Raw genomic sequence first — 23,057 nt, 5'->3', positions numbered from 1 at the left:
CTTCTTAACAGCTATGTTTTGTTGTGTTCAGATACTTTGCGACAATTTCCATAGCACAATACTTTCCACACATGGCACAAGCTGAAGATTCGCCGCTATTTCGTGTTTTCCTGATCTCTTTTGCTCTCTGCGGATCAAGGGCCAATTCCAGTTGTCTTTTCCAGTTCAGGTTTTTCCGAGCCATAGACATTTCTAAATCCCATTGATGGGCTTCTTTCATCCCTTTGGCCAGGTCTCCGGCATGTGCAGCGATACGGGCAGCTATGACTCCCTCCCGTACCTGATCAATACTGGGAACGCCAATATGTTCAGCAGGAGTTACATAGCAGAGAAATTCCGCACCGGCCCAGGCACTGATGGCACCCCCGATTGCAGCATTAATATGGTCATAACCGGCAGCAATATCCGTAAGCAAAGGCCCGAAAACAAAATATGGGGCCCCCTTACAAAGGCTCTTTTGCAAAGTAACCGTCGCCTTTACATGATCAAGGGGCATATGTCCAGGTCCTTTAATCATGATTTGAACCCCCCCTTCCCGAGCCCGTCTGACCAGTTCTCCCAGGATTACCAGTTCCTGAACCTGCGCTCCGTCCAAAGAATCAGCCAGACAACCCGGCCTCATCCCGTCTGCCAGGCTTAGGGTAACGTTATATTTTCTGGCAATTTCCAATACCCGATCATATTGTTCGTAAAGGGGATTTTCACATTGATTGGCGATCATCCAACCAATTAGGTGAACACCTCCATAACTTACTAGTGGGTCAATACGCCCTTCTTTCTTTGCTCGTTCCACAACATCCATGGTTGTTGCACAGTGTAAAGCTAAGAAGTCAACACCATCGGCAGCATGACGTTCAATGACCTCAAACATTTCCTCGGCATCCATTTTCACACTCGAACCGTACTTTTCTCCTGCTTCAGCGATTGCCTGATAAACCGGCAGTGTACCAACTGGAACGGAAGCAGAATTTAGTGTCTCTTTACGCATCGTGTCGATATCACCGCTAACGCTTAAATCCATTAGAGCATCCGTGCCTGCTGTTAACGCTGTTTTGATCTTTTTAACTTCTTCGTCGATTACAGCATTATTACCGTAAAGACCGATACTGGCACTGACCTTTGTACGCAGCCCATTTCCTATCCCTATAGGAACAATAGTCTTATGATGAAAATTACAAGGGATTACTATTCTGCCAGCGGCAACTCCCTGCCTAATAAATTCCGGTGAGACGTTCTCCTGGGCTGCCACCTGATCCATTTCAGGTGTAATTATTCCTTCCAATGCTTTCGTTAACAAACTCATCATTATCCTCCCTATATGAATTTAATTTCTCTTGGTTTTCCTCTTGTTTTTATAGAATTGCTAGCTCCTTGTGTATCTTGTTATAAATAGACTTCATGGCCATCCGGGTTTACTAAAGTCCATTTTGTGCAAACGCTTTTTCAATTGACATACATTGGTTATGCTCCCATTATGAACTTCTGCGACTGACCTATAGCTACATCTCCCTCAGGAAATTCCCATGGGAACATCTGCCCCCTCCTCCCACGAAACTAGTAACTTAAAATAAAAACAAAAAACCCGCAACTCATTATGAGTGCGGATTTTTCCATCATCCTCACCTAAATCGACTTAGACACGAAGTCGATACTAAGTATTTTACAGGCAGGTCTCCTGACTTAGGTTCATAGCCTCCTTGCCTCCTTCCTCCTTACAGAGTGGTAATGACAATAGCTCCCCTTTACAGTGGCGGGTCCGTCCGGGACTTTCACCCGGTTCCCTATTCTCCCACATTGGGCACCTGTAAAATCTTGTTAAATTAAGCTAATATTACTTGAGAATATAGAATATGTCAAGCAACAAGCTCAAAATGTTGCTTTCATCCCTTCCTCGTAATCTACTCACTCGAACTCCATCTCCAAAAGCGGCTATTTCCTCTTGAAGGTTAGCCAAGCGAAACAGGTGAGGTGATTAGTTTTTCATACAGCGCATAAACATCGAGTACTTGCTCGGCAAAGCTTTTCTCGTCACTTTTGATCCATTTTTTAAATGCGATGTGAAATATTTCAACCGAAAATCGTGCGGCAAGCTCTGACAGTTCAATATCATATTTGACAGACAAAGCGTTTATGACAGACTCAATTAGCACCTGCCTTTTCAACAGCTCACGTTCCTGCAAATCAGGGTTGCTTTGAATAATTTGATTCCGTGCCAATACACGCTCCCGCGAACCATCAAAAAACTCAGAAATCGTCGCAAAACCGCCAACTGCAAGCTTCAGGGGCTTTCGCTCGACCTCAAAATTGTCAGTGATAAAAGCCGCGACCCGTTGCCCCAACGTATTGCTCGAGTCAAAAAGCACGTCCGATTTGTCCTTAAACTGCCGAAAAAATGTTCGCTCCGTCACACCTGCTAGACTCGCAATCTCCTGCACTGTCGTGTTTTCATAGCCATTTTTCATAAATAATTGTGCGGCTGCTAACTGCAATTTCTCTTTACTTTTCATTTTGCTCATTCCTATTTTTTAAATTTGATAGCACCACATATTTGTCAGTGTCTGACATTTTTTATTGACAACAAAATTCTGCAAAGGTATAATGATTTCAATGTCAGTTTGTGACATTATTTTATCAAAAAGAAGGTTAAAACACAATGAAAATTACAGTTCTGGGCTCACTCGGCAATATCAATCGCAACTATCTTCCACGCCTGATCGCTGACGGACATGATGTCACCGTCATTACTAGCTCGCAAGACCGAATCGCCGCTATCCATGCCCTCGGAGCCGAAGCTGCTGTCGGTTCAAACCGCGACGTCGACTTCCTCACCACAACATTCCAAGGCAGCGACGTTGTTTACCTCATGATTTCAGGCATCAACCCGATGTCAGGCGCTGACATGTGGCAGGCCGCCATAGAGCTTTCTGAAAATTATAAGACCGCCGTGCAAAGCTCAGGCGTTAAAAATGTCGTAAACCTCAGCTCGATCGGCGCTGACAACCCCAACGCCGGCATTCTTTATTGCTACCATTTTGGAGAAGACGCGCTCAACTCACTTGATGGTGTGAACGTTGTTCACATCCGCCCAGTCGGCTTTTTTAACAACCTTTTTGCCGACATGCAAAGCCTTAAAACTCAGCAAACCATCTTCAGTCAAGTTTCAGCTGACATCATGCGCGGCTGGGTTAGCCCCGTTGATATTGCGGATGTAGTTTACGCACTGATTTCCAACACCCCAGCGGGAAAAAGCGTGAAATTCGTCGTGAGCGACTGGGGCACTGGCAACGATTGGCTCAAGGCTCTTGCTGAAAATGGTATTGAAGCCAAATACCAAAAAATCCCTGCCGAAGCCATTGCTACAAATATGAGAAAAATCGGCTTCCATGAAGACACAGCCAACCGCTTCGTGCAAATGAATCGTGCCGGAGAAAACGCTGACGAATTCTACGCAAGCCTCCGCGCCACGGATTACCATCTCGGCAAAGTCAAACTCGGTGATTTTGCGAAAGTTTTTGCGGAGACATATAAAAAATCAATATAAATAGATTGGAAGACATTTTTTTAATCCACAAATATAAAAACGCACCTCGGTGCGTTTTTATTCGTTAAAAGTTGATTTTTTGAGGCATGCTCATAGGCATAATGTGAATTTTCTACTAGTGGCGATTCATCCACTAATTTTTGACTAAAGTAAAAATTTTGTGTTTACTCTATCTGTCTAAAGACTATGACAGTACCAAGCGCAGAGGAAGATGGTACAAAAATATCCTTAGTTGTTTCCATCACCGGGAATCCGTTTCCTTCAATATATTTCCTGGTAGCCGATATGTCGCGTACTTTAACAACATATCCTACAAATCCCGGCAAAGCCGGTGCCACTTCACCTGGAAATAAATTGGACAACTGAGATTCGGAAACAATTGTTATTCGCGCACTTTCTAAATCGATAAAACGTGTAACTCCATCTCCCTGCACAGCGCGGCCTAGATATTGCTGATATCGATTGATAAAATTATCAATTTCTTGATCAGTAACACAAAGGATAACTTCAACAAGTTCAATCGCCCCGTTCGGATGATCCATTTGGACTTGTTTCTGTAAAATTTCTAATGGCGGAAGATCCGCAATGGCGAGTCGACCTTCAGGTACATCTTCTCCATCAATCTCCAAGACTTTGACAGGCATTATCTGTACGCCGTCAGTAGTTTCAACAAGGCGCTGGACAGCGTTGACTCCGCTATGTCCAATATTACATTTCGCAAACCTGTCCGCCGAAGCGTTTACATCAGGTGTAAAAAAACAAAGAATATGGGTGCCTTCGTAGCGAGCCAGACACTTGGAAACAGTTTCTATGGTGCGTTTGATATTCTCAAGAACTTTAGGAAGCACTGCTGGTGGAACCTGAATGGGAACGAGGTTAGCATTTTCGGGAATCAGTCCTGCATCTTTTACTACAGTAGCAATCTCTATGAAGTTGCGCAAAAATGTAATATGTGTGTTCGCCATGCCAAGTGGCTTAGGTTTCTCGCCTTCATTTTCTGCCATCATTGGATATGCAGGTATTAGACAATCAAAACCAAGTTTTTGATACAATTCCAACGCGACACCCATATCTTTAACGACATGACCAATATGATGGATATGCTTGATTTCAGCATTCATGGAAAACTCTCCTCTATTTGCATTTTCCAATAACATGACTCTAATTTGCCCCAAGTTCGCTTTGGCAATTCCATAAAGGAGTTCATCCTGATGTGTCTAAAACCCATCACACAAACCCCCTACGAGACCATCATCTAAGGTGTCTTTAATTGGCTTTCCTTACGTCATTTGCTACAACTACTTTATTTCTTCCATTATTTTTGGCCTCATACAACGCTCTATCCGATAGTCTTACCAGCTGATCAACTTGATTTGTAGTTTCAGGAAATGAGGAAATGCCTATAGAAACTGTTACATGGATTGTTTCATCTGAATCGATTATAAAATCGTACTGAGCCACGCAAGTTCTAATCCGCTCAGCAACATTTACGGCTTGTTGTAATGAACAATTTAATAATATAATGGAAAATTCCTCACCGCCATTTCGGGAAATAACGTCTCCCGGTCTGGAGTTTTCTTGCAAAAGAGAACTTATTTCTTTTAAAATTTTATCACCTACCGGATGTCCGTAGGTGTCATTAATTCTTTTAAAGTAATCAACATCTAAAAATAGCATCGAAAGATTTTCATTCTTTTCTTTGGAATGTTCAAGGGCATTATTCAAAAGTCTATCAAATTCTCGTATATTGTTTAAACCTGTCAAAGAGTCTTTTAGGGCGGCTTCTTTTATTTCCATGTACCGATGATTCGTAAGGATAATATAATCCATTAAATAAAAGACAATTGAACAAACTAAGATTGTTCCGCTGCAATAAATTACTATCATTAAAATTAAATTGGGTTCATTTGTTGAATGTGCTAATTTCGCAGGTAGAGGAGGGAGTGGTGTTATGATTAAATTCGCGACAAAGACAAAGCATACCCAGAAACATTCTAAAACCCATTTTTTCCAGCGTTCTATCTTTAATTTTCCAATTACCCCACAACCAACTGCAACAGATAATCCAGTTATAAAATGCCCTAAATATCCAAATTCATGGACTGGCAAAGTAAGTATTTTAACACCGTAAATAATAATAGAAGCTAATATTGCTGTAGGCAGAGAAAAATAAATTCCAGAAATTATTATGGCTATGTTTGAAAAATCGATAAGAAATCCCTTGATGGTCTGAGAACTGTAAACTATTAAAACTGACCCAATAATACCGGCAAGAGTTCCGGCAATAATTACTTCTTTTAAAAATTTTGAGGTGACCCTCGAGTCTACTTCCCTATATATTTGATTTCCAAAAACAATTAAAGACGCCAAAATGGTAAAGTTAATAAATAAATCGCTGATCATTCGTAACATATTTATCAGTCCTTATTCATCTAGTTGTATTTTCGGCTAGAACTTATTTTATATGCTTATGAGCAGTTTCTAAATTCTATATCATCCCTAATACCTAGCAAACATATCGTACAAAATCTAATCAACCTAAAATTCGACATAATACCTTATATTCCTTTTGTATTCGCGAAATATATAAAATAAATTCAATCACTGAGTTAATGAGCAGTTATACTGACTATTTGCTCGGTTTATAGCCGACGTTTCTTCTTCAATATAGTTGTAAGCCCTTCAACAGAAAGATTGAAGGGCTTAATTTATAGCCAACATTAAATCATTCAATATATAGTTATTTCACGTTAATAAGCATTGAATTCATATTGACAGCAGTAGATGCAATCTGCTCGAAGAGTCGTAGAAATCTCAGATAACTATATCCCCTATAACTATCTTGAAATTCACAGTTTTAAACTGAGGCCTTATAATTTAAAAATGACTGATCGCTTCTATGGTTCTGATCATCCAGACTGCATTTTTCGGCTCTGCCAGAGCAATGGAGTCCATGGCGAAGGAAGAGAATCTTCCGGCGATTTTCGGAAAAACGAATACCTATGGAACTCCGGTAATTGCTATGATAGTCACGGCGCTTTTCAATATAGCGCTGATCACGCTAAAATCTCCTGCGGCCGTTCTCGCTGCTTCGGCAATTGGCTACATTTGCGCTAACGGCATCAGCCTGTCGCCTATGTAAAAGTATACTCCGACAAAAAGTTTCGTTCGCTGCCCAGAGAATTCAAGGCTCCTTCCGGATGGAAGCTCATCGCGCTGATTTGCGCACTGATCAATATTCCGTTATATCTAGTTGGGATCACGTATCTGAATGCCTTGGATTCCGGCTGATCATCCACGCTTGTAGGACTGGGTGTGTTGCTTTTATATATACCACTTTGGTTCTATACTCAGCACCTAGTCTCGGAAAATCAACAAAACTATGTTAGAAAATCAAAAGCGGCCTAAGCCGGTCAAACCCAGCACTTTGTCGCGGAAATGCGCCCCTTTCCCCAAAGTCGCATTCATAATCGGACGAATGAGCCGACCTTATTCATTAAAAGCACCATTGCAAAAGTGTATCGCTTGGGGGAAAGACGAAGTCTATTGGAGCACATAAATTTCCAGAAAAAATTAGCTCCGTCTAAACCGTACAAAAAAAGTAGTTCCTTCTGCGGATGTTTCAATATCAATTTTTGCGTTATGCTTAGCCGCAATGCTGTAGCAAACTGCTAATCCTAACCCAGTTCCATCTTTTTTGGTAGTGAAGAATGGAGTGCCGATTTTCTCGAGCACTTCTGGCTCTATCCCTTCACCATCGTCAGTAACGGATAATACAACTTCTTCTTTCTCCATAAATGTTCTTATCTTCAAAGTCCCACCGGGTGACATCGCCTGCGTACCGTTAAGAACAAGATTTAGAATTAACTGCCGCATTTCTTTTTTGTCTAAAGGGATCTTCTCGACCTCTTCTAGTTCTAGGATTATGTACTTGTTGTTAAGCAATCCATCCGCTTTGATTAATGGAAATAAGTTTTCAACTATTTCTTTTATGCTTTGTATTTCTAATTCAACAACCCTGTCTTTGGCCAATGAAAGGAAGTTCGTGATAATAGAATTTGCTCTGTCCAATTCATCGATCATCAGGGTGAAAAACTCCAGATATTTGGAACACTCCTCTTTGCGAGATAGTAATTGCAAAAATCCCCTTACAGTAGTCATTGGGTTCCGGACTTCATGACCGATACCTGCGGCCATCTGACCAACCAAGTTCAATCGATCGAGGTGGGCCATTTCCTTTTGCATCTTGCTTTTTAGGGATGTTTCTTCATACTCTTTAATTTTTGTTATATCATCTGCGATTCCTATACATCGAATCATTCTTCCGTTTTTGTCAAGGATAGGCATTGATCTATCCCAAATCCATCGGATCTCACCATTTGGCCTGATAATTTTATACTGCTCATTTAATAAACCTTTTACAGTGCGCATTTCTCCCGAATATACTTGGATAATTCTTTCTTTATCTTCAGGATGTATGGCATCAATAAAAGAATCGGGATCATCATATAAACTTTGACATGTTTTCCCCCACACTCTCTCGTATGCCGGATTAATATAAACAAGCCGTTCGTTCTGACGAACCCAAACCACTTCGCCAAGATTTTCAGCAAGCTCCTTAAACTTTAACTCACTTTCTTTCAGGTCAATTTCGCCCAGCTTTCGCTCTGTTATATCTTGAACAATTCCGTAAGTGCGAATTAATTTCCCGGACAAATCTTGCCCATATTTGATTTTTACATGGACCCATCTATTTTCGGCATCCCTTCTAATTATCCTAAAATCTATTTCAGGGCTTGTATCAATTATAGGGTTTCGCATAATTTTTATTATTAATTCTTTATCGTCAGGATGTACTAAACTTATAAAATCATGTATGGTTGGTATAAATTCTTGCGGCTCGAAACCACATATACGAAAGAGCTCATCAGACCAAGTATTTTCTCCAGTGATTCTATCGAATTCCCAGAAGCCTAAATGAGCAAATTCCTGGGCCTCCTCTAATCTCATCTTGATTTTTCTTAGTTCTTCTTCCTCATCTGATTTCATATCAATTCTCCCGTCATTTTGTCCTAAAACTTGAATAATGGTCATATTTGAAATTTATTATAATCCTTATCACCTGGCGTTTATTCGAGTGAAATTTAGTTATTTCAACATATTCTGCATTTTAAATGAAATATCCTCTCTGTAAAAATGCAAAGACATAAACATTTTTTCGGATTTGATTACCACAGAACTATATGAGAAAAGGCGATACATATCCTACGGAATTAAAAAAACAGCTCCACTGATGCTGATGGAGCTGTTTTTTTAATGTAAGCCTTCGGGTTCTGCTTAGCATGCTCAGGCCCCATTATTAATGCTATGAATTCCATTACTCGGCAAGGTCATTGGAAGATTAAGAATTATGTAAAGTGCAAAATCTAAAAAAAAGCACCTTCTTTATCAGAAGATGCCTCTTCAAATCGGTTAACCTCATGTGAGAACTTGTCGGGTTAACAGATTAAGTGTTTGAATTAGTGAATATAGAAAACAATTCTCTTGGTCTTAGTCTTCTATAACCGCTTGGACCAGCAGCAATGCTTTGCTTTGCGACCACTACCACAGGGACAGGGATCATTTCGTCCCACACCTTGCCACCGGACCTGTAATTCGGCAAGCAGTTCAGCTATAATCGCTTCGGAAGTCAACCCTTGTTTCCTGAGTTTCATGACATGCCTCAACGGTTGTTCTGCATGAGCAAAAATCTGCCGTAAACCGGTACATAAATAATTAAGACCTTGTTCTCCGTTCTCCGCTAAAGCGAACCTGTCTTTAGGGCATCCCCCATTGCATATCGAAAGCCATGAACAAGAACGGCATTGTAGGGGGAGTTTCGTCTGTTTATCGTTACCGAAACGTCGTTGTACTGGTGAGTCAACTAGTGTATTCAGGTGGGAAGATTCAATGTCACCGATGCGGTGGTCAGGATTAACAAAGTGATCGCACGAGTATACACCGCCGTCATGCTCGACGATGAGTACTTGCCCGCAGGTTGGAGCCATCCAGCATAAGCTGGCATTCCCTCCAGACCATACTAATGCCATTTCCGCGAACAGTTGGACATTCAGCTGTCCAAGATCGTGACTGATCCAGTCGTCGAAAATCGCACACAGAAAATTTCCGTATTCTTCTCCCGTCACGGAGTCCGATGTCGGGTTTCCGTCTGCTGCAAGCCGCACGATTGGTATGAATTGAATCCACCCTGTATTAAGCTCTTTGAGCGCCCGGTAAACAGCGAGCGGTTCTTTGGCACTGTCGGATGTTACGGTGCACAGCAAATCAGGCTGAATCCCGTGAGACTGCAAGCATCGGACTGCAGCCACCGCCCGTTCATAAGAGCCGCTGCCTCTATGATCTTTGCGGTTTTTGTCATGCAGCCATTGTGTACCGTCTATACTCAGCCCCACATCAAATTGGGCGTCAGCTAAAAACGAACACCACTCGTCATCCAGCAGAATCCCGTTGGTCTGAAGATTATTCCAGCAGCTCCATCCTTCCGGGAGATAGCGTTTCTGCAATTTTACTACCAGCCGGTAAAAGTCCAATCCTGCTAAGGTTGGTTCCCCGCCGTGCCACGTAAACTGCACGACAGGCCCCGGGCTTGATGCTATATATTGATGGATATACGTTTCAAGCAAGCTGTCCGACATGCGGACTTGTTGATGCTGGCCTGAAAATAAACGTCCTGTCTCTAAATAGTAACAGTAACTGCATTCCAAGTTACACAGCGACCCAACCGGCTTCGCCATAACAACAAATGGCTGCATCTTAATCTCTTTCCTTCAGACTTAGATGTTCACCGAAAAAGTCAAATACTTTCTCCCAGGCATCCATGGCCTGCCGCGGCCGATACATTTGAGTATGATAATACATAAACCCGTGTCCCGCGTCATCATACCGATAGAATTTATAATTCTTCCCGTATTTTTTGAGCTCTTCTTCCTGCAAGTCAACTTGTTCCGGTGTGGGAAATTTATCGTCATTTCCAAACAGACCCAACAGAGGGCAGCCTAACTCAGGCGTATAGTCAATGGGGGCAACAGGGCGGGCTGGAGTCAGTTCTTCTTTGGAAGCGACTACGCGTCCCCCCCAGCAATCGACTGCCGCATCAAGTCCACTGACCTTGCACGCCGCAAGAAAGGCGTGGCGTCCCCCGGAACACATACCGATAACGCCTGCTTTTCCATTGGAATAAGGCAAAGAATTTAGGTATTCTAAAGATCCCTCACAATCACCTATTACGCTGTCATCGGCGACACCGCCAGCATCACGAGCTTTTGTCGCTATCTCATCAGGAGTCCCGTGCCCAAACCGACAGTATATGTCGGGGCAAAGAGCCATGTAGCCATGCTGTGAGAAGCGGCGGGCGGTTTCGCGGCAAAACTCATCCCACCCGGGCATGTGCGGAATCAAGATTATTCCTGGGAATGGTCCTTTCCCAAGAGGCCGTGAAAAGTAGGCGTGTATTTGATCACCTTTATACCCGGGCATAGTGATGGTCTCAGCCAGCATCCCTTCATACTCATCAGTTCGTAATTTGTTCCACATAATGACTCTCCTTCTGCGCTAGTTATATGTATGTTTCATTTAATTATATATTCGATGGACAAATTTGGCTATCAATATCCCTATTCCTGAGTGAATTCATTTTCTATCATACCGATCTTTTTCAGAAAGAACATCCCTGTAGTAATTTATAGCAGAATAGTTTGGGTAACTTTTTTAAATCATTAGTATAAACTAGGAAACGAAGAATTCAAACAAAAGTCTCCTTTTCCGAAAGTATTTACAAAACTTCTGAATTATAATTACGTGGAAGATCTTGACACTTGAATAAGGTAAGATTGAAATAGAACACCATCTAAAAAAATAACCCCTCACTTGGAGGGGTAAATAGAGTAGGAGCAATGCCATAAAAGAATGTATGTTAACCGCATTTAGCGGGAGTATACATTTATGTATCAGGACGAGCGCCCATTTATTAAGGGCACTCATCCTTGCTATTTTATTGAATTTCAATTTTTCGATTAGTATTTTGAATTACTTTCTTCGGTAAAGTCACTATCAAAACACCATTTTCATATCTGGCTTCGATACTATCACTTTCAATACCATCAAACGCGAATTTGCGAGAGATAGATTGCTGATAACGTTCGCGACGGATATAGTTTTCTTCCTCTTCCTTGACTTGTTTATCTTGTTCTACCGAAATTGTTAGCACATTATCTTCAAATGATACATTCAAATTTTCCTTACTCACGTTAGGAAGATCTGCCTCCAGAACATACTCGTTGCTGTTATCTCTGATATCAACCTTGAGATTGTTGGTGTTTTGTGTAATCCCGGAAAAAAATGGCTCGTTGAAGAAGTTTCGAAAAATATTTTCAATCTCATTATAATGCTGCAACCGTCTTGGACTAGAAATTAAATCATACATGATTTTATACCTCCATCAGGGGTCTTTTTACTTCCTGACCTTTCCTGACATTTAGTATACTCTCTCTATTCTTCATACTCAAGCGTCAAATTTGACCATTTCTGACCTTTTTCTTTGACCTTGACTGAATTTATTCTTTTAGCTCATTAAGTGTTTACCTTTCACCTTGTAATGGATGCCAAGACCATTCCTTATGTTAAGATATAATTCACTTATAGTACAATCAAGGGCAGTTTACTAGTTAATGTTTTACCTGGCTGCAGCTCTAGGTTCTGCATCTAAGTTTCGATTAAAATAGACCATTACGGCGTTAACAAGCAAAATAAACATTGTAACATAAAAAACATTTTTAATACCATAAGTGGCTGCTACGGTACTCCCAACTAGTGGACCTATAAGATTGCCTAAGAAAGTGGAAGCAGAGTTGAACCCGAACGCTGTAGCTTGCAGCTCTTTAGGAGCCTTCTTTTTAACGAGTACATTTAACGATGGTATCATACCTCCGATAAATAATCCTAAAAGGAACCGACCCACAAGTAAAACGTAGATATTAGTGGCTAAGGCTTGAGGAAAATACATACATGCTGCTGAACATAAGGCAATCATCAAAACCTTGCGCTGACCGATATTATCACCCAATCTACCTAATGTAGGTGCGCCAATAAGATTTGCAAACCCACTCATTGCAACAACTAGACCAGCAATCAAGGCCAAATGCCCGCCAGAATATAATGTTTCTGCATAGATTGAGACGATTGGTTCAATGCTCATCATACCGACTTGGGTGAATGTAGAGGCCATAAAGACTGGCAAAAGTGGTTTTAATTGAATAAGTTCACCTTTTTTATTATTTTTCGAATATATTTTTGGCTCATGATTTTCATGTACAAATATCAAAACAATAATACCGGCAACGATAAGAAACCCTCCTGTTAAAAAGAACACAGCACGGAAACCAATAGTTTCGGCTAAAACACCACCTATCAAAGGGCCGATGAGATTTCCTGCAATTGCTCCCGTTTGAAGCATGCCAAGTGCCTGGCCTGAATGCTCATTAGGCGTTATTGAGGCTTGCAATGAAACGGACATGGAGATAAATCCGGAAAAGATCCCGTTGAATAATCGGAATAAAAGCAATTGCCACACAGACGCAACTGCGCCCATTAACGCTGTTACGACGCCCATACCTAGGCCGGCACGTAAAAGCATGATTTTGCGTCCATGCTTGTCGGCAAATCTTCCCCAGATGGGTTGGAAAATAACGGATGTGACAAATTGGGCTGAAAAAATCCACCCCGACCATTGTTCTATGTCCTTTAATTGATGTACTCCGAGCTTTTCAATATATAAAGGAAGGAATGGAATCACCAAACTCATACCGGCCGTGACTAGAAAGTTGGTCACCCATAAAATCCAAAGCGTTCGTCTCCAGTTCAATAATAACTGCATCTCCTTTGGTATTAAAATCATTGTGCCTGTTGTCTGTCCCTATGTCAGGAAAACCATTTTACTTCTTATTTCTACCATGCTCCGTCGTGATGACTTACTTAAGGAAAGTAGTAAAACGTTATCTCCTTCTTCATATTCTAAGGAATAATTTACTTATCACAGTTATCTAAACTACTTAAATGAATAAAATAAGCAACCTACAATTAAAAGGTTACTTAAATGTACGATCAATATTAAAGCAATTAGGCATTCATGTTCTGTGTAAGGAATTTAGACCCTATGATTTTGCGTCCCGCTCTTTCGGACGGTCTGCCGTATTGCTTAGGAAATTAGTCCTCTAAAAACAAACCAATTCCTTTTAATATATTACCAAATAGCCTCATTTTCAACAATAATTTTTAGGACCTTACCCCTATCTTGGGCTGGAGTATTGGACAGAAAATGAACAACATGGGATCAAGTATGTAAAAAAGGTGCAAAGAACCCCAGGATTCAGAGGCTCTTTGCAAGCTAGTCGATCTTCCTTTATGCAGCTGACGGAGCAGCAACCAATGCAATCAGAGCGGCCCACAAATCTCCTATAGCGGCCCACAAAACAGCAAACGCTGTCCAAAAAGTCCCCAGAGCAGCCCAAACATTTCCTAATGCAGCCCATAAAGCGCCTGAACCTAAAGCCATAATGACACCCCCTATTTAATCCAATTATTCATGAAGGCTTGTATATCATATCTTATGCAGTTGTCCAAATAACGCTACACGCTGATTTTCATCAGTGTCTCTTGAACAACGCGAAACTCAATCTTCGTTTTATTAATTATACCTTCTTCATGATAACTAAAATCAAGAAAATAAAAAGAAGCGTCAAAACGCTCCCTCATCGCCCACACAAATCCTTGGTGTTAGTATGAACTGTACTTTATTAAAGTACAATGAAATAACAAATAATATACCGAAGTTGCCAAATCCTTATTTCTTATCCAAAAACTTTGTCAGCACGTGTGTAGCATCGCAGAAAGGTTTATTTTCGGAATTCCCACAGCGGCACAACGCCACTCTGTTTCTAACTTCATAGGTTTCACCATTTGCCCCTACGATAGGAATATTTCCTTTTACGAAAATACCGGCACTTACCCTTTTTTCAGGATCTTGGATGATATCGATGGAGGGCTGAAGTTCAGGTTCAATTTCATTTCCATCTTTATCCACTGCGACAAGTCTTCCCGCCAAACATTCGCTCGCTGCAATGATCGCTTCACTCCTGTTGTCGCCCCAATCCGATTTTTGAGTCAGTTCCCAAACGTTACCATTATCCCTGTGGCAAAAACGGGCAAAAGCGCACCGGTTATCATCTAATAGATCGATCTCTGGTCCTCCTATTAATTCCGCTCGGTCTTCATATTTAGCCTTTGACGCAGTTTCAGTTCCTACAAACCCAACCTTTTCATGGGAACCGTCACAAAATGGAGTGTTTTTTGACTTTCCGCAGCGGCACAAAGCATAGGTTTCGGTTTGTGGCAATTCCCGTCCCTCAAACAGTTCGTATTTTCTGCCTTGAGGGACAATGATTTTCTCAGATAATGGTACGTTGCCCGTGACGATATAAGGACCATCTTGTGTAATTTTAATCTCAGGTTTTTGCATGGGGTTCTCCTTTTTCTTTTGCGTATCGATATCCTACCGAAAATCATTTTATTCTTATCTGTTTACTTTGTAAAGATCGTAAAAGAATTGTACACAACACTCCCCATCCGATGGGCTGCCAGACTTGACTAAACCATAGGTCATTGTTCGTTGTGTCTGCCCCGTCATTTTAAAGTTCTTAACATTGTTTCTTAAGAAACGGTGGAATTACTTTCTTCGTAATTAAATTAAGGATCATATCAGCATTTAAGCAAATATAATTAACCAATTTCGAATCAATTTTATTTTCCAGGGCCATCATGGTCATGGTTTGCAGAATTTGTTCAACACTTAATCCATTTCTGTAGGGTCTATCCTCTGATAATGCACAAAAAATATCCGCTACCGTAATAATTCGTGCCCCTAAACTAATTTTATCGTTTTTGAGCCCGAATGGATAACCGCTGGCATCTAATAATTCATGGTGCTGGGAAACCCACGTTGCAATAGTGGTAAATCCTTCAATTTGTTTAAGTATTCGAAAACTATAGTAGGGGTGTTGCTTGATAAGATCAAATTCCTTTTCCGTAAGCTTTCCAGGTATAGTCAAGATCTCATTAGGTACTGCTAATTTTCCCAAATCATGCAGTAAACCAGCTAGATAAAACATTTTAATTTCTTCGTCATTATAGCCATAGATTTTAGCTAAGGAGCTTGATACAACAGCTACATTTTTCGAATGGCTTGCCGTATAAGGGGATGTCTCATCCACGATTTTGGAAAATACTTCAGCAATTTCTATAAGTTCATCGTTATTAAACATTAACTTGCCTAAAAAATCTAGATCGCTTAAGAATTCGTTTTGATAACTTGAATTTACAATGTCTAACCAAAAGCTTTCTGTTTTTGCAAGATGCTTGACCACTTTTATAAGGTCTATATCAAAAATATTTGAATCTGAAATGTAATCCAATATTTTATTACGTTGATTAAATATGTGATCGTTTGCATCAATCAGTACATCAATTCTGTCTGCAATATGGATTATTCTACTTAAAAGCGGAATATCCTGCCCTCTTAAGCCACTAGGATTTCCCCCTGCAATTCGATCATGATGGTATCTTATAGGAATAGAAAGTACATTTAAATGTCTGCAATCTTTCAAAATTCTATACCCTGATTCAGCGTGATTAAAGATAGAATCTTGATGATCATTATGCATAATTAGATGTTTTTCTTCCCAATTTGAAGCGGCTCCAATATCATGTAATAAGGCTGCATACAATAGAGTTTGTAAGGAAGTCTGAGATAGTTGAAGTTGTTGAGCTATGGAATATGAAATTATTGCAGTTTCAAGGTGATGCTTTGATATACCTTTATTTGTTAATTCGAGAGCCGTTGACATTCCTTTAATAAAACTAATAGGATGAATTTTTGATATTGTATGCAAACTCGCCACCCCTTTTACCCAAAATCAAACTTGATTTCTCATGGGCTGCATTCATGTAGTTACATAGGATTCATGTAATTATTTGATAAATTCTACATTTTTCACTCATTTTCCTTCCTTAGTAACATGATTAATACATACAACATGAGGAAGAATAGGGGTATTTTATCTCAAGCCTGTTACAGATCCGTCCTTAGCCTCTAGAATTGCGCGGCTCTTGTTAGTTTCCATCACAACATCCAGACAGAAAAAAGACCCCCGCCAGTATAGCAGAAGCCTACAATATGTATGATGTAATTACCCCAAGATGTCATCTTGGAATATTAGATCATCCGGAGTAAAAAGACTGTGTTGAGTATTCATTTACCTATTAGTTTGATCTGATTGTCTCTAACAATTGGCGGCTTTGGCACGCTCCACCGGCTAAACTTTCTTCGTCGGCTTGATTCGATCCATTGCAATGAACATTTGGCTACTTCACGGTAATTGAGAACCTTGTAAAGATGAATATTTTGGCGTCGTGAACGTTCCTTCATACTTTTTACAAATCTGCAATACAATAGGATACGCTGAGTCGTGTTTAAGACGAGATCAAATTCCGGATAATTCTTGTCAGATCTAATCGTGACATAGTGATAGTTAAAATCCAATACCTCTATAAATTTAAGGTTTCCCTTCACATAAGCAATTAAGCGATTATTGATTGGAATTCGCGGTAACTTACGGTTCATTGCTGAAAATTTACTCTTTCGATACTTAATGTTGCTTCCGATAAGTCTCCAACTCCGCCCTTGATGATGTTCAGGCAGCATTGGCTTGCGATCATATAAAATATGGAGTAAGTTCTGATAGTTTGATTCGTCATAAGCTGTTATTTGGCAGGCGTATTTATAACAGGATGATGTTTGTCGGGCAACATGAACCACAATGGCCTGAAATTCTGCAAAGTAATTCCGATCTGAAACTTTCAGTATGAGCGGTTTATCGGGTTCAAAATACACAGGTTCGGAAAAAAGCAGAGATATACCCGTTTCAGAAATATCATAGGAATAGGCTATCCGGTATTTTTCACCAGCGCAAACCTTGACGGCCGTCTTGATGGGAAATCTTTCAGTTTGACGAAACTTTGGACGCTCTGAGGCAAAGATAATTGCTATCGTTAAAACAATGAAGTTGTAGGAAAGCCAAAAGAAATTTATAGCATAGGCTGCCGTAAAACCATGAATCAAAAAATCAACAATGATTCGCCCAATTCCTATGAGTGATAATAATGCTAATATGATCTGTACTCTAACCAGACGCCATTGCCCAGTAAACTCAGAACGCGTTACACTATCTTTAGGGGTAACTTTAAACTTCGCCATAGTAAACCCCAGAGTTTCCAGGATCACCCCACGAAAGACATGGGGAAATAGAATCGTATCGTAAATATGGCTCCAAAATGTAGTCCGTATGCCTCTAGTGAAAAGCCGGAAAACAAGAGTGGACAGTGCAAACATTGGAAGCCAGATCTCAAGCACGGCTTTAACAGTTGCCTGCAGAACCACAACCCCAAATACAGAATAAGCTATAGGAGCAAGTAGGTAAATCGCACGACCGAAGCCAAAATACCAATACGTTAAGGTACTTGTGTACATTAGTTTTTGGAATATGGTTAAGCCTGATTGACTCCAAGGATGGTGAAATTTAAAAGTTTGTATAACACCTCTTCCCCACCGAATTCTCTGCTGATAGAGGTCAGCCAGATTTTCCGGGGAAAGACCGGAAGCCAATACTTCGTTAAGGTATATGCCACGATAACCTCTACTCTGAATAATCATTCCTGTTGCAATATCCTCGGTTATAGTACCGGTTACAAACCCTCCAATTTCTTCAAGGGCTTTACGGGAAATTACGGTATTCGATCCTGCATAGATTGTAGCATTGAATCGGGACCTTCCGGGTTGAATCAAGCGAAAAAACATATCCTGTTCGTTTGGAGTCCTATGTTCCTGAAATAAGTTATATTGAAACGGATCAGGATTATAAAAACTCTGTGGGGTTTGCACGAAACCCATCTTCTTATCATTGAGAAAAAAAGGAATAGTGCGTGTTAAAAAATCCTGGAGCGGTATCATATCGGCATCTAATGTGACTAAGTAGGGGGATTTAGAGTACTTTAATGCATTGTTTAAATTCCCTGCCTTGGCATGCTCATGTTCGGTACGCGTAATATAGTGAACACCCAATCTTGAACACATTCGTTTCAGTTCGTCACGTTCGCCATCATCACAGACGTAAATAAATACGCCTTCTGGCCTAGGATACTTTAAATTTAAACATCCCACAATAGTCTTATACAAAAGATCGAGAGGTTCGTTATATGTTGCAATAAAAATATCGACATCCGGGTATTCTCCCTCCCAAGACGATGGAGATAGTGTGTCAATCCTGTAGATGGTAAGATAAAACAGAATCATTTCGAAGAAACCCACTATTTCAGCCCACAATAATGCCAATCCTCCGACAATAGCCACAAAACCATCATTTAGAGGAAGAGTCCAAAAAGTACGCCAAACTAAATAGACAAGATTAAAGACTAAAAACAACACAAGAATAAACATTCTTGCCAAGAATTTTTCCCCTCTTTCAACGCACCTGACTTGTTTGGGATAATTTTAAATGCCTAAAGAAGTCACAAAATGATAACATTACTGTTTATACTCTAATATTCGGCATTTCTCACTCAATTACCTTCAACTACAAAGCCATATAGTTAAAAGAGGCGAAATATCACCTAAGATAACAAGTATACATAGATAACTAAAAAAGTATTAAGACATTATTTTGATTCAACAAGTTAGTAGGAAGATTTATTCTTGTTCCGAAACTAACTTAAAATTTATTAGCGGCTAGACTCATCACCCAAACCTTCATTGCATTACCATAATAAGTTGGACTTTGGCTATGACTAAGTCTCCAGATTAGAGAAATTGATAATGGGGAGTACGGTTTATAAAGGCTCAGCGCTGTAAATGATGCCAGATAATCAGTATTGAGAAAATTGACAGTCGGGACGCCCTCGAGAGTATATCCAGACTTGAGTCCGCGTTTTGCCAAAAGTTTCAGGGTACCTAGTTCCTTTCCCAAAATATTACGGGCATTAACATTATGATTCTGTCGATAATAACAAATCCATCGAATAGGCACTCTAATTGCATCATAACCATAATTGTTATCTTTAGGATACCCTAAGTGATCAGCCCAGTCGGGAGCGAGTCCTGTTGTATTATTAAGGGTCTTTACTAGCCAATTTGAATTGGCTTGAGCTATTTTCTCCCAGACTAAATTTCCGGTTATTTTATAAAATAGTTCATAATATGCCGGAGCAATATAGGATGGGTTATAAATTTCCGGATTACCCCAATTGTCTCCAGGCAACAATAATCCTTCTTGATCTGATTCATAGGTGACAATAGAATTGAGTATTTGTTTTGCCGCTTGAACATAACCGCGTCCCGGCCATTTCTCCTCAGCTAAAATTAAGGCATAAGCAATATCTTGATCGGCATCCGTTGCTGATCCTTGCCCAAGGATCTCACCATTCTTCCCAATTTTCCAATTCATCAAACCCTTTGCATCTAGATTATGATTCGCGTAGGACCAAAGACGATCAAAGTGGTAAATATCATCGAACGCCACAGAAAAAAGCATGCCATATCCTATACCTTCACTAACAGTGCTATTTTCCATTTGAGGATTTATAACTCTGTCCCTATTAGTACCCGCTGGTACAATGTAACTAAGCCAACTTTCATAAGCACTGCGTGCCTGTCGCTGAATATAAGTTTGCCAACCGTAAAAAAGAAAAGCACCCAGTAAAATAAGGATTACAGATAATGTAATAATTGCCTTTATTAATAAACCGATATTTAATTGTTTCACAGAGTCACTCTCCTTTCGGAATAGTTCCGAATTGTTCATTATCTGAGGGCTCGTTTAAGAAATGATTAACACTTTTTTACCCTGCTAATTGAACTCCTCAAAGACTCTGAACACACTTGGGCGTTTTACCGCCGAATCCGTAAATATCACTTATAGGAAGTCCGCCCATGGTAACTCCGGAGGCAGAAACACGTGAAAAAAAACAAATATGACCCGGAGATACAAAATTGGGTGTGCCAAAAGCATTGGCAAATCGTCCATTAAACAAGGTATACGGCCGACCCGTACCTTGCATCATTGCAAAATACTCCGGACCATATTCCTCCCTTACATTATCAAGCTTTTCAACAATTTCATTAATTGCTTCCTCCCAGGAAATCTGAGTCCACTTATTTTCTCCACGGTCACCCATACGTTTCATTGGATAGGTTAGTCTTTCAGGATGATATAGAAGTTCCGGAGATGCCATACCTTTAGGACAAATGTATCCTTTACTTGTTGGGCTCTCAGGATCCCCCGTAACCTTAATGACTCTATCTCCATCCATATGTACCAACACCTGGCATACTCCGTGACACATTCGACAAGATGATCTAATGACATGAAGGTCTTTCATAAACATCCTCCTAAACAACTTCTTTACAGATAGTTTTGGCTTAAGTGCAATTGATAATCAGGCCCCAAAAATGTTCTGACTCAAAACCCATTCCACGAACTGCCTTTATTTACCTGCAATTTGCTATCAAGAATAACAAAATATCAGAAAGGCCACCTACCTCCGGTTACCATTAACCAAAAACACGAAAACGGGCTTAAGGGCCAATTTTCGTGTTTTGATGTTTAGCCAAAAACGTGTTTAGCATAAAAAAACCAATCTGCCTAATACCAGAAATGCTTAGATTTTCTGTGCTCTTCAAATGGTTATTTTGGTAATTAATTACCAGCGGTGATAATGACCCCAACCGTAGGGATGACCGTATCCGCTCCAAGGGTAACGATGATGCCCCCTAAAACCGGGGTATCCCATATGACCCCAACCATGACCAAAATAACCGCCATGCCCCCAGTAACCTGGGTGTCCATATCCAATACCAAAATGATCCATGCTCATTCACTCCATATAAATTATTCTCTATCCATATTATGGTAATAAATAATTGTCTGGTGCTTGTGTAATATCTCTCATTTGTAAGTTTTCATACTGTTTCCGATTTTCTCTTCCGATATTCTAATCCTCCTCACAACCTTAATAATGTTTCCATCATGTCGAAACTGAATAACTAAAAAGTAAACTTTTGACCCCTCACTATTCAGTAAGGGGTCAAAAATTTTGAGCAGTTTAAATTTATTTATTGAAGATGTTATTTATCCTCGAAATCGTGCCTTGGATATCCTCACTTCCTACAATCTCAGTGACTAGGGCCACTGTTTTGGCTCCATTTCTAATCACTTCAGCTAAGTTATGCTCTTTGATTCCGCCAATCGCGACGAATGGAATATCCAAGTTTTCAACAACATAACGTAAATACTCAAGACCTACCGGATCACAGACATCAGTTTTGGTCTGAGTCTTATAGAGCGGACCGACACCGATATAGTCCGCTCCATTCTTTACCGCAGCCTGTGCTTGATGAGGAGAATGAGTCGATAAACCAATCATACGTTTGGGGCCAACAATCTTTCGTACAACATCTATCGGAAGATCATCTTGGCCAACATGGACTCCATCGGCATCCACAGCCAAAGCCAAATCAAGGAAATCATTGACAATAAAGATTGCATCAGCCTCCTGAGTCAATTTCCTTAGTATTAGACATTCTTCGTACATAGCCTTAGGTTTTTTTGCCTTTTCTCGATATTGAAGAATTTTAACCCCGCTTTTTAGGATTTGTTTCGATACCTCTATATTGCTTCTTCCCAAAGAATGCGGGGCTGAAGTGAGTGCATAAATTCCCTCAGGCAGTATCATAAAACCTAAGCCTCCCGTCCTAATATCCAAGTTAATACGGTATCAGCCTCTTTAGCTGCAGCTATGCCAACCCTTGGGGACATAGGCGGCTTATGCTTCGACACTTCCGATTCCAAGTCGCCGATCATCACGAACTTAGTATTAATTTGATGGGTTGCCAGGGCATCAGAATTTCCCCAACCCGCAAGCCCTGAGGCGCTTACTATATATTTACCCTGTTTGAAAGCGGCTTCAACGAACAGTTTCTTTGTCTCAGCTGAATCAAAGGCTTCAATCCAAACATCACAATCCGCAAAGAGTGATTCTACATTTTTCTTAGTTATTTTCTCGATGCCGATGTTGAGCTGTAAATCAGGATTAATTCGTTTTAAGTTGTCGGCTAATGCTTCTACTTTAAACTGTCCAACCTGATCGGCAAAGTAAAATTGCCGGTTAAGATTGCTGGGTTCGATCCGGTCAAAATCTATAATCGTCAGGTTCTGGCATCCGGAACGAACGAGATGCATGGCAGCATTTGAGCCTAAGCCCCCGGCGCCACCGATACCTATCTTAACTGATGTAAGCCGGGATAGACGTTCTTCGCTAAACGTTTTATTTAAGCTTTCAATAAGTGGGTTCATGT

Annotated in this window: 20 protein-coding genes and 2 riboswitches; of the genes, 2 read left to right on the top strand and 18 right to left on the bottom strand. The window is 40.4% G+C overall.

Annotated features, from left to right (window positions below; all coding sequences use genetic code 11):
* Positions 1 to 4: 4 nt before the first annotated feature.
* The gene (gene thiC / locus DESACI_RS11950) at positions 5 to 1,303 is read right to left on the bottom strand and encodes a phosphomethylpyrimidine synthase ThiC (protein ID WP_014827452.1); all 1,299 of its coding nucleotides are present in this window, start codon (positions 1,301 to 1,303) and stop codon (positions 5 to 7) included.
* A 345-nt stretch (positions 1,304 to 1,648) separates the two neighbouring features.
* Positions 1,649 to 1,821: riboswitch (cobalamin riboswitch) on the bottom strand.
* A gap of 125 nt (positions 1,822 to 1,946) precedes the next feature.
* The gene (locus DESACI_RS11945) at positions 1,947 to 2,507 is read right to left on the bottom strand and encodes a TetR/AcrR family transcriptional regulator (RefSeq protein ID WP_014827451.1); all 561 of its coding nucleotides are present in this window, start codon (positions 2,505 to 2,507) and stop codon (positions 1,947 to 1,949) included.
* A 146-nt stretch (positions 2,508 to 2,653) separates the two neighbouring features.
* Here DESACI_RS11945 and DESACI_RS11940 point away from each other — a divergent pair, with 146 nt between their 5' ends.
* Entirely contained in the window at positions 2,654 to 3,541 is an 888-nt protein-coding gene (locus tag DESACI_RS11940) for an NAD(P)H-binding protein (RefSeq protein ID WP_014827450.1), read from the top strand.
* 164 nt (positions 3,542 to 3,705) lie between these two features.
* On the opposite strand, the gene DESACI_RS11935 is transcribed toward DESACI_RS11940, so the two are convergent.
* Positions 3,706 to 4,662: a VOC family protein gene (locus tag DESACI_RS11935; RefSeq protein WP_014827449.1), complete on the bottom strand. Its 957-nt coding sequence runs from the start codon at positions 4,660 to 4,662 to the stop codon at positions 3,706 to 3,708.
* Positions 4,663 to 4,807: 145 nt separating this feature from the next.
* Entirely contained in the window at positions 4,808 to 5,944 is a 1,137-nt protein-coding gene (locus DESACI_RS11930) for a GGDEF domain-containing protein (protein ID WP_158310177.1), read from the bottom strand.
* 496 nt (positions 5,945 to 6,440) lie between these two features.
* Here DESACI_RS11930 and DESACI_RS24910 point away from each other — a divergent pair, with 496 nt between their 5' ends.
* Positions 6,441 to 6,683: an amino acid permease gene (locus tag DESACI_RS24910; RefSeq protein WP_041276072.1), complete on the top strand. Its 243-nt coding sequence runs from the start codon at positions 6,441 to 6,443 to the stop codon at positions 6,681 to 6,683.
* A gap of 431 nt (positions 6,684 to 7,114) precedes the next feature.
* On the opposite strand, the gene DESACI_RS11920 is transcribed toward DESACI_RS24910, so the two are convergent.
* From DESACI_RS11920 to thiF, 14 genes are all read right to left on the bottom strand, one after another.
* Positions 7,115 to 8,590, bottom strand: a complete 1,476-nt coding sequence (locus tag DESACI_RS11920; RefSeq protein WP_014827447.1) for a PAS domain-containing sensor histidine kinase — start codon at positions 8,588 to 8,590, stop codon at positions 7,115 to 7,117.
* A gap of 509 nt (positions 8,591 to 9,099) precedes the next feature.
* A complete protein-coding gene (locus DESACI_RS11915; RefSeq protein WP_207643893.1) occupies positions 9,100 to 10,335 on the bottom strand; it encodes an anaerobic sulfatase maturase in 1,236 nt (411 codons plus the stop codon).
* A gap of 19 nt (positions 10,336 to 10,354) precedes the next feature.
* Positions 10,355 to 11,134 carry a dienelactone hydrolase family protein gene (locus tag DESACI_RS11910; RefSeq protein WP_014827445.1) on the bottom strand — a complete coding sequence of 260 codons (780 nt, stop codon included), beginning with the start codon at positions 11,132 to 11,134 and terminating at the stop codon, positions 10,355 to 10,357.
* A 457-nt stretch (positions 11,135 to 11,591) separates the two neighbouring features.
* Complete coding sequence (locus tag DESACI_RS11905) at positions 11,592 to 12,023, bottom strand: Hsp20/alpha crystallin family protein (RefSeq protein WP_014827444.1); 432 nt, start codon at positions 12,021 to 12,023, stop codon at positions 11,592 to 11,594.
* A 249-nt stretch (positions 12,024 to 12,272) separates the two neighbouring features.
* Positions 12,273 to 13,460: an MFS transporter gene (locus DESACI_RS11900; protein ID WP_014827443.1), complete on the bottom strand. Its 1,188-nt coding sequence runs from the start codon at positions 13,458 to 13,460 to the stop codon at positions 12,273 to 12,275.
* Positions 13,461 to 13,706: 246 nt separating this feature from the next.
* Positions 13,707 to 13,796, bottom strand: a riboswitch (cyclic di-GMP riboswitch).
* A 201-nt stretch (positions 13,797 to 13,997) separates the two neighbouring features.
* The gene (locus DESACI_RS24550) at positions 13,998 to 14,150 is read right to left on the bottom strand and encodes a hypothetical protein (RefSeq protein WP_014827442.1); all 153 of its coding nucleotides are present in this window, start codon (positions 14,148 to 14,150) and stop codon (positions 13,998 to 14,000) included.
* A 288-nt stretch (positions 14,151 to 14,438) separates the two neighbouring features.
* Entirely contained in the window at positions 14,439 to 15,113 is a 675-nt protein-coding gene (locus DESACI_RS11895) for a CDGSH iron-sulfur domain-containing protein (protein WP_014827440.1), read from the bottom strand.
* Between the two features lie 178 nt (positions 15,114 to 15,291).
* A complete protein-coding gene (locus tag DESACI_RS11890) occupies positions 15,292 to 16,542 on the bottom strand; it encodes an HD-GYP domain-containing protein (RefSeq protein WP_014827439.1) in 1,251 nt (416 codons plus the stop codon).
* A gap of 359 nt (positions 16,543 to 16,901) precedes the next feature.
* On the bottom strand, positions 16,902 to 19,145 hold the full coding sequence (locus tag DESACI_RS11885) for a glycosyltransferase (protein WP_242833186.1): 2,244 nt from the start codon (positions 19,143 to 19,145) through the stop codon (positions 16,902 to 16,904).
* A gap of 271 nt (positions 19,146 to 19,416) precedes the next feature.
* Positions 19,417 to 20,466 (bottom strand): family 8 glycosyl hydrolase, encoded by a 1,050-nt coding sequence (locus DESACI_RS23100; RefSeq protein WP_014827437.1) that lies wholly within the window; start codon positions 20,464 to 20,466, stop codon positions 19,417 to 19,419.
* A gap of 97 nt (positions 20,467 to 20,563) precedes the next feature.
* Positions 20,564 to 21,082 (bottom strand): molybdopterin-dependent oxidoreductase, encoded by a 519-nt coding sequence (locus DESACI_RS11875; RefSeq protein WP_014827436.1) that lies wholly within the window; start codon positions 21,080 to 21,082, stop codon positions 20,564 to 20,566.
* A gap of 317 nt (positions 21,083 to 21,399) precedes the next feature.
* Positions 21,400 to 21,555: a hypothetical protein gene (locus DESACI_RS24545; RefSeq protein ID WP_207643892.1), complete on the bottom strand. Its 156-nt coding sequence runs from the start codon at positions 21,553 to 21,555 to the stop codon at positions 21,400 to 21,402.
* 256 nt (positions 21,556 to 21,811) lie between these two features.
* A complete protein-coding gene (gene thiE, locus DESACI_RS11870; protein ID WP_014827434.1) occupies positions 21,812 to 22,435 on the bottom strand; it encodes a thiamine phosphate synthase in 624 nt (207 codons plus the stop codon).
* Positions 22,436 to 22,440: 5 nt separating this feature from the next.
* Entirely contained in the window at positions 22,441 to 23,055 is a 615-nt protein-coding gene (gene thiF, locus DESACI_RS11865) for a sulfur carrier protein ThiS adenylyltransferase ThiF (RefSeq protein WP_014827433.1), read from the bottom strand.
* Between the last annotated feature and the right edge of the window lie 2 nt (positions 23,056 to 23,057).

It is taken from the genome of Desulfosporosinus acidiphilus SJ4 (assembly GCF_000255115.2).
GTDB lineage: Bacteria > Bacillota > Desulfitobacteriia > Desulfitobacteriales > Desulfitobacteriaceae > Desulfosporosinus > Desulfosporosinus acidiphilus.
This window is presented reverse-complemented; position numbering and strand designations above follow the sequence as displayed.

Excerpts from the sequence above, each read along its gene's own strand:
- DESACI_RS11945 (WP_014827451.1), bottom strand. The coding sequence starts at position 2,507 with ATGAAAAGTAAAGAGAAATTGCAGTTAGCAGCCGCACAATTATTTATG.
- DESACI_RS11905 (WP_014827444.1), bottom strand. The coding sequence starts at position 12,023 with ATGTATGATTTAATTTCTAGTCCAAGACGGTTGCAGCATTATAATGAG.
- DESACI_RS11930 (WP_158310177.1), bottom strand. The coding sequence starts at position 5,944 with ATGATCAGCGATTTATTTATTAACTTTACCATTTTGGCGTCTTTAATT.
- DESACI_RS24910 (WP_041276072.1), top strand. The coding sequence starts at position 6,441 with ATGGTTCTGATCATCCAGACTGCATTTTTCGGCTCTGCCAGAGCAATG.
- thiC (WP_014827452.1), bottom strand. The coding sequence starts at position 1,303 with ATGAGTTTGTTAACGAAAGCATTGGAAGGAATAATTACACCTGAAATG.
- DESACI_RS11875 (WP_014827436.1), bottom strand. The coding sequence starts at position 21,082 with ATGAAAGACCTTCATGTCATTAGATCATCTTGTCGAATGTGTCACGGA.
- DESACI_RS11885 (WP_242833186.1), bottom strand. The coding sequence starts at position 19,145 with ATGTTTATTCTTGTGTTGTTTTTAGTCTTTAATCTTGTCTATTTAGTT.
- DESACI_RS11940 (WP_014827450.1), top strand. The coding sequence starts at position 2,654 with ATGAAAATTACAGTTCTGGGCTCACTCGGCAATATCAATCGCAACTAT.
- DESACI_RS11935 (WP_014827449.1), bottom strand. The coding sequence starts at position 4,662 with ATGAATGCTGAAATCAAGCATATCCATCATATTGGTCATGTCGTTAAA.
- DESACI_RS11915 (WP_207643893.1), bottom strand. The coding sequence starts at position 10,335 with ATGGCGAAGCCGGTTGGGTCGCTGTGTAACTTGGAATGCAGTTACTGT.
- thiF (WP_014827433.1), bottom strand. The coding sequence starts at position 23,055 with ATGAACCCACTTATTGAAAGCTTAAATAAAACGTTTAGCGAAGAACGT.
- DESACI_RS11895 (WP_014827440.1), bottom strand. The coding sequence starts at position 15,113 with ATGCAAAAACCTGAGATTAAAATTACACAAGATGGTCCTTATATCGTC.
- DESACI_RS11910 (WP_014827445.1), bottom strand. The coding sequence starts at position 11,134 with ATGTGGAACAAATTACGAACTGATGAGTATGAAGGGATGCTGGCTGAG.
- DESACI_RS24550 (WP_014827442.1), bottom strand. The coding sequence starts at position 14,150 with ATGGCTTTAGGTTCAGGCGCTTTATGGGCTGCATTAGGAAATGTTTGG.
- thiE (WP_014827434.1), bottom strand. The coding sequence starts at position 22,435 with ATGATACTGCCTGAGGGAATTTATGCACTCACTTCAGCCCCGCATTCT.
- DESACI_RS11920 (WP_014827447.1), bottom strand. The coding sequence starts at position 8,590 with ATGAAATCAGATGAGGAAGAAGAACTAAGAAAAATCAAGATGAGATTA.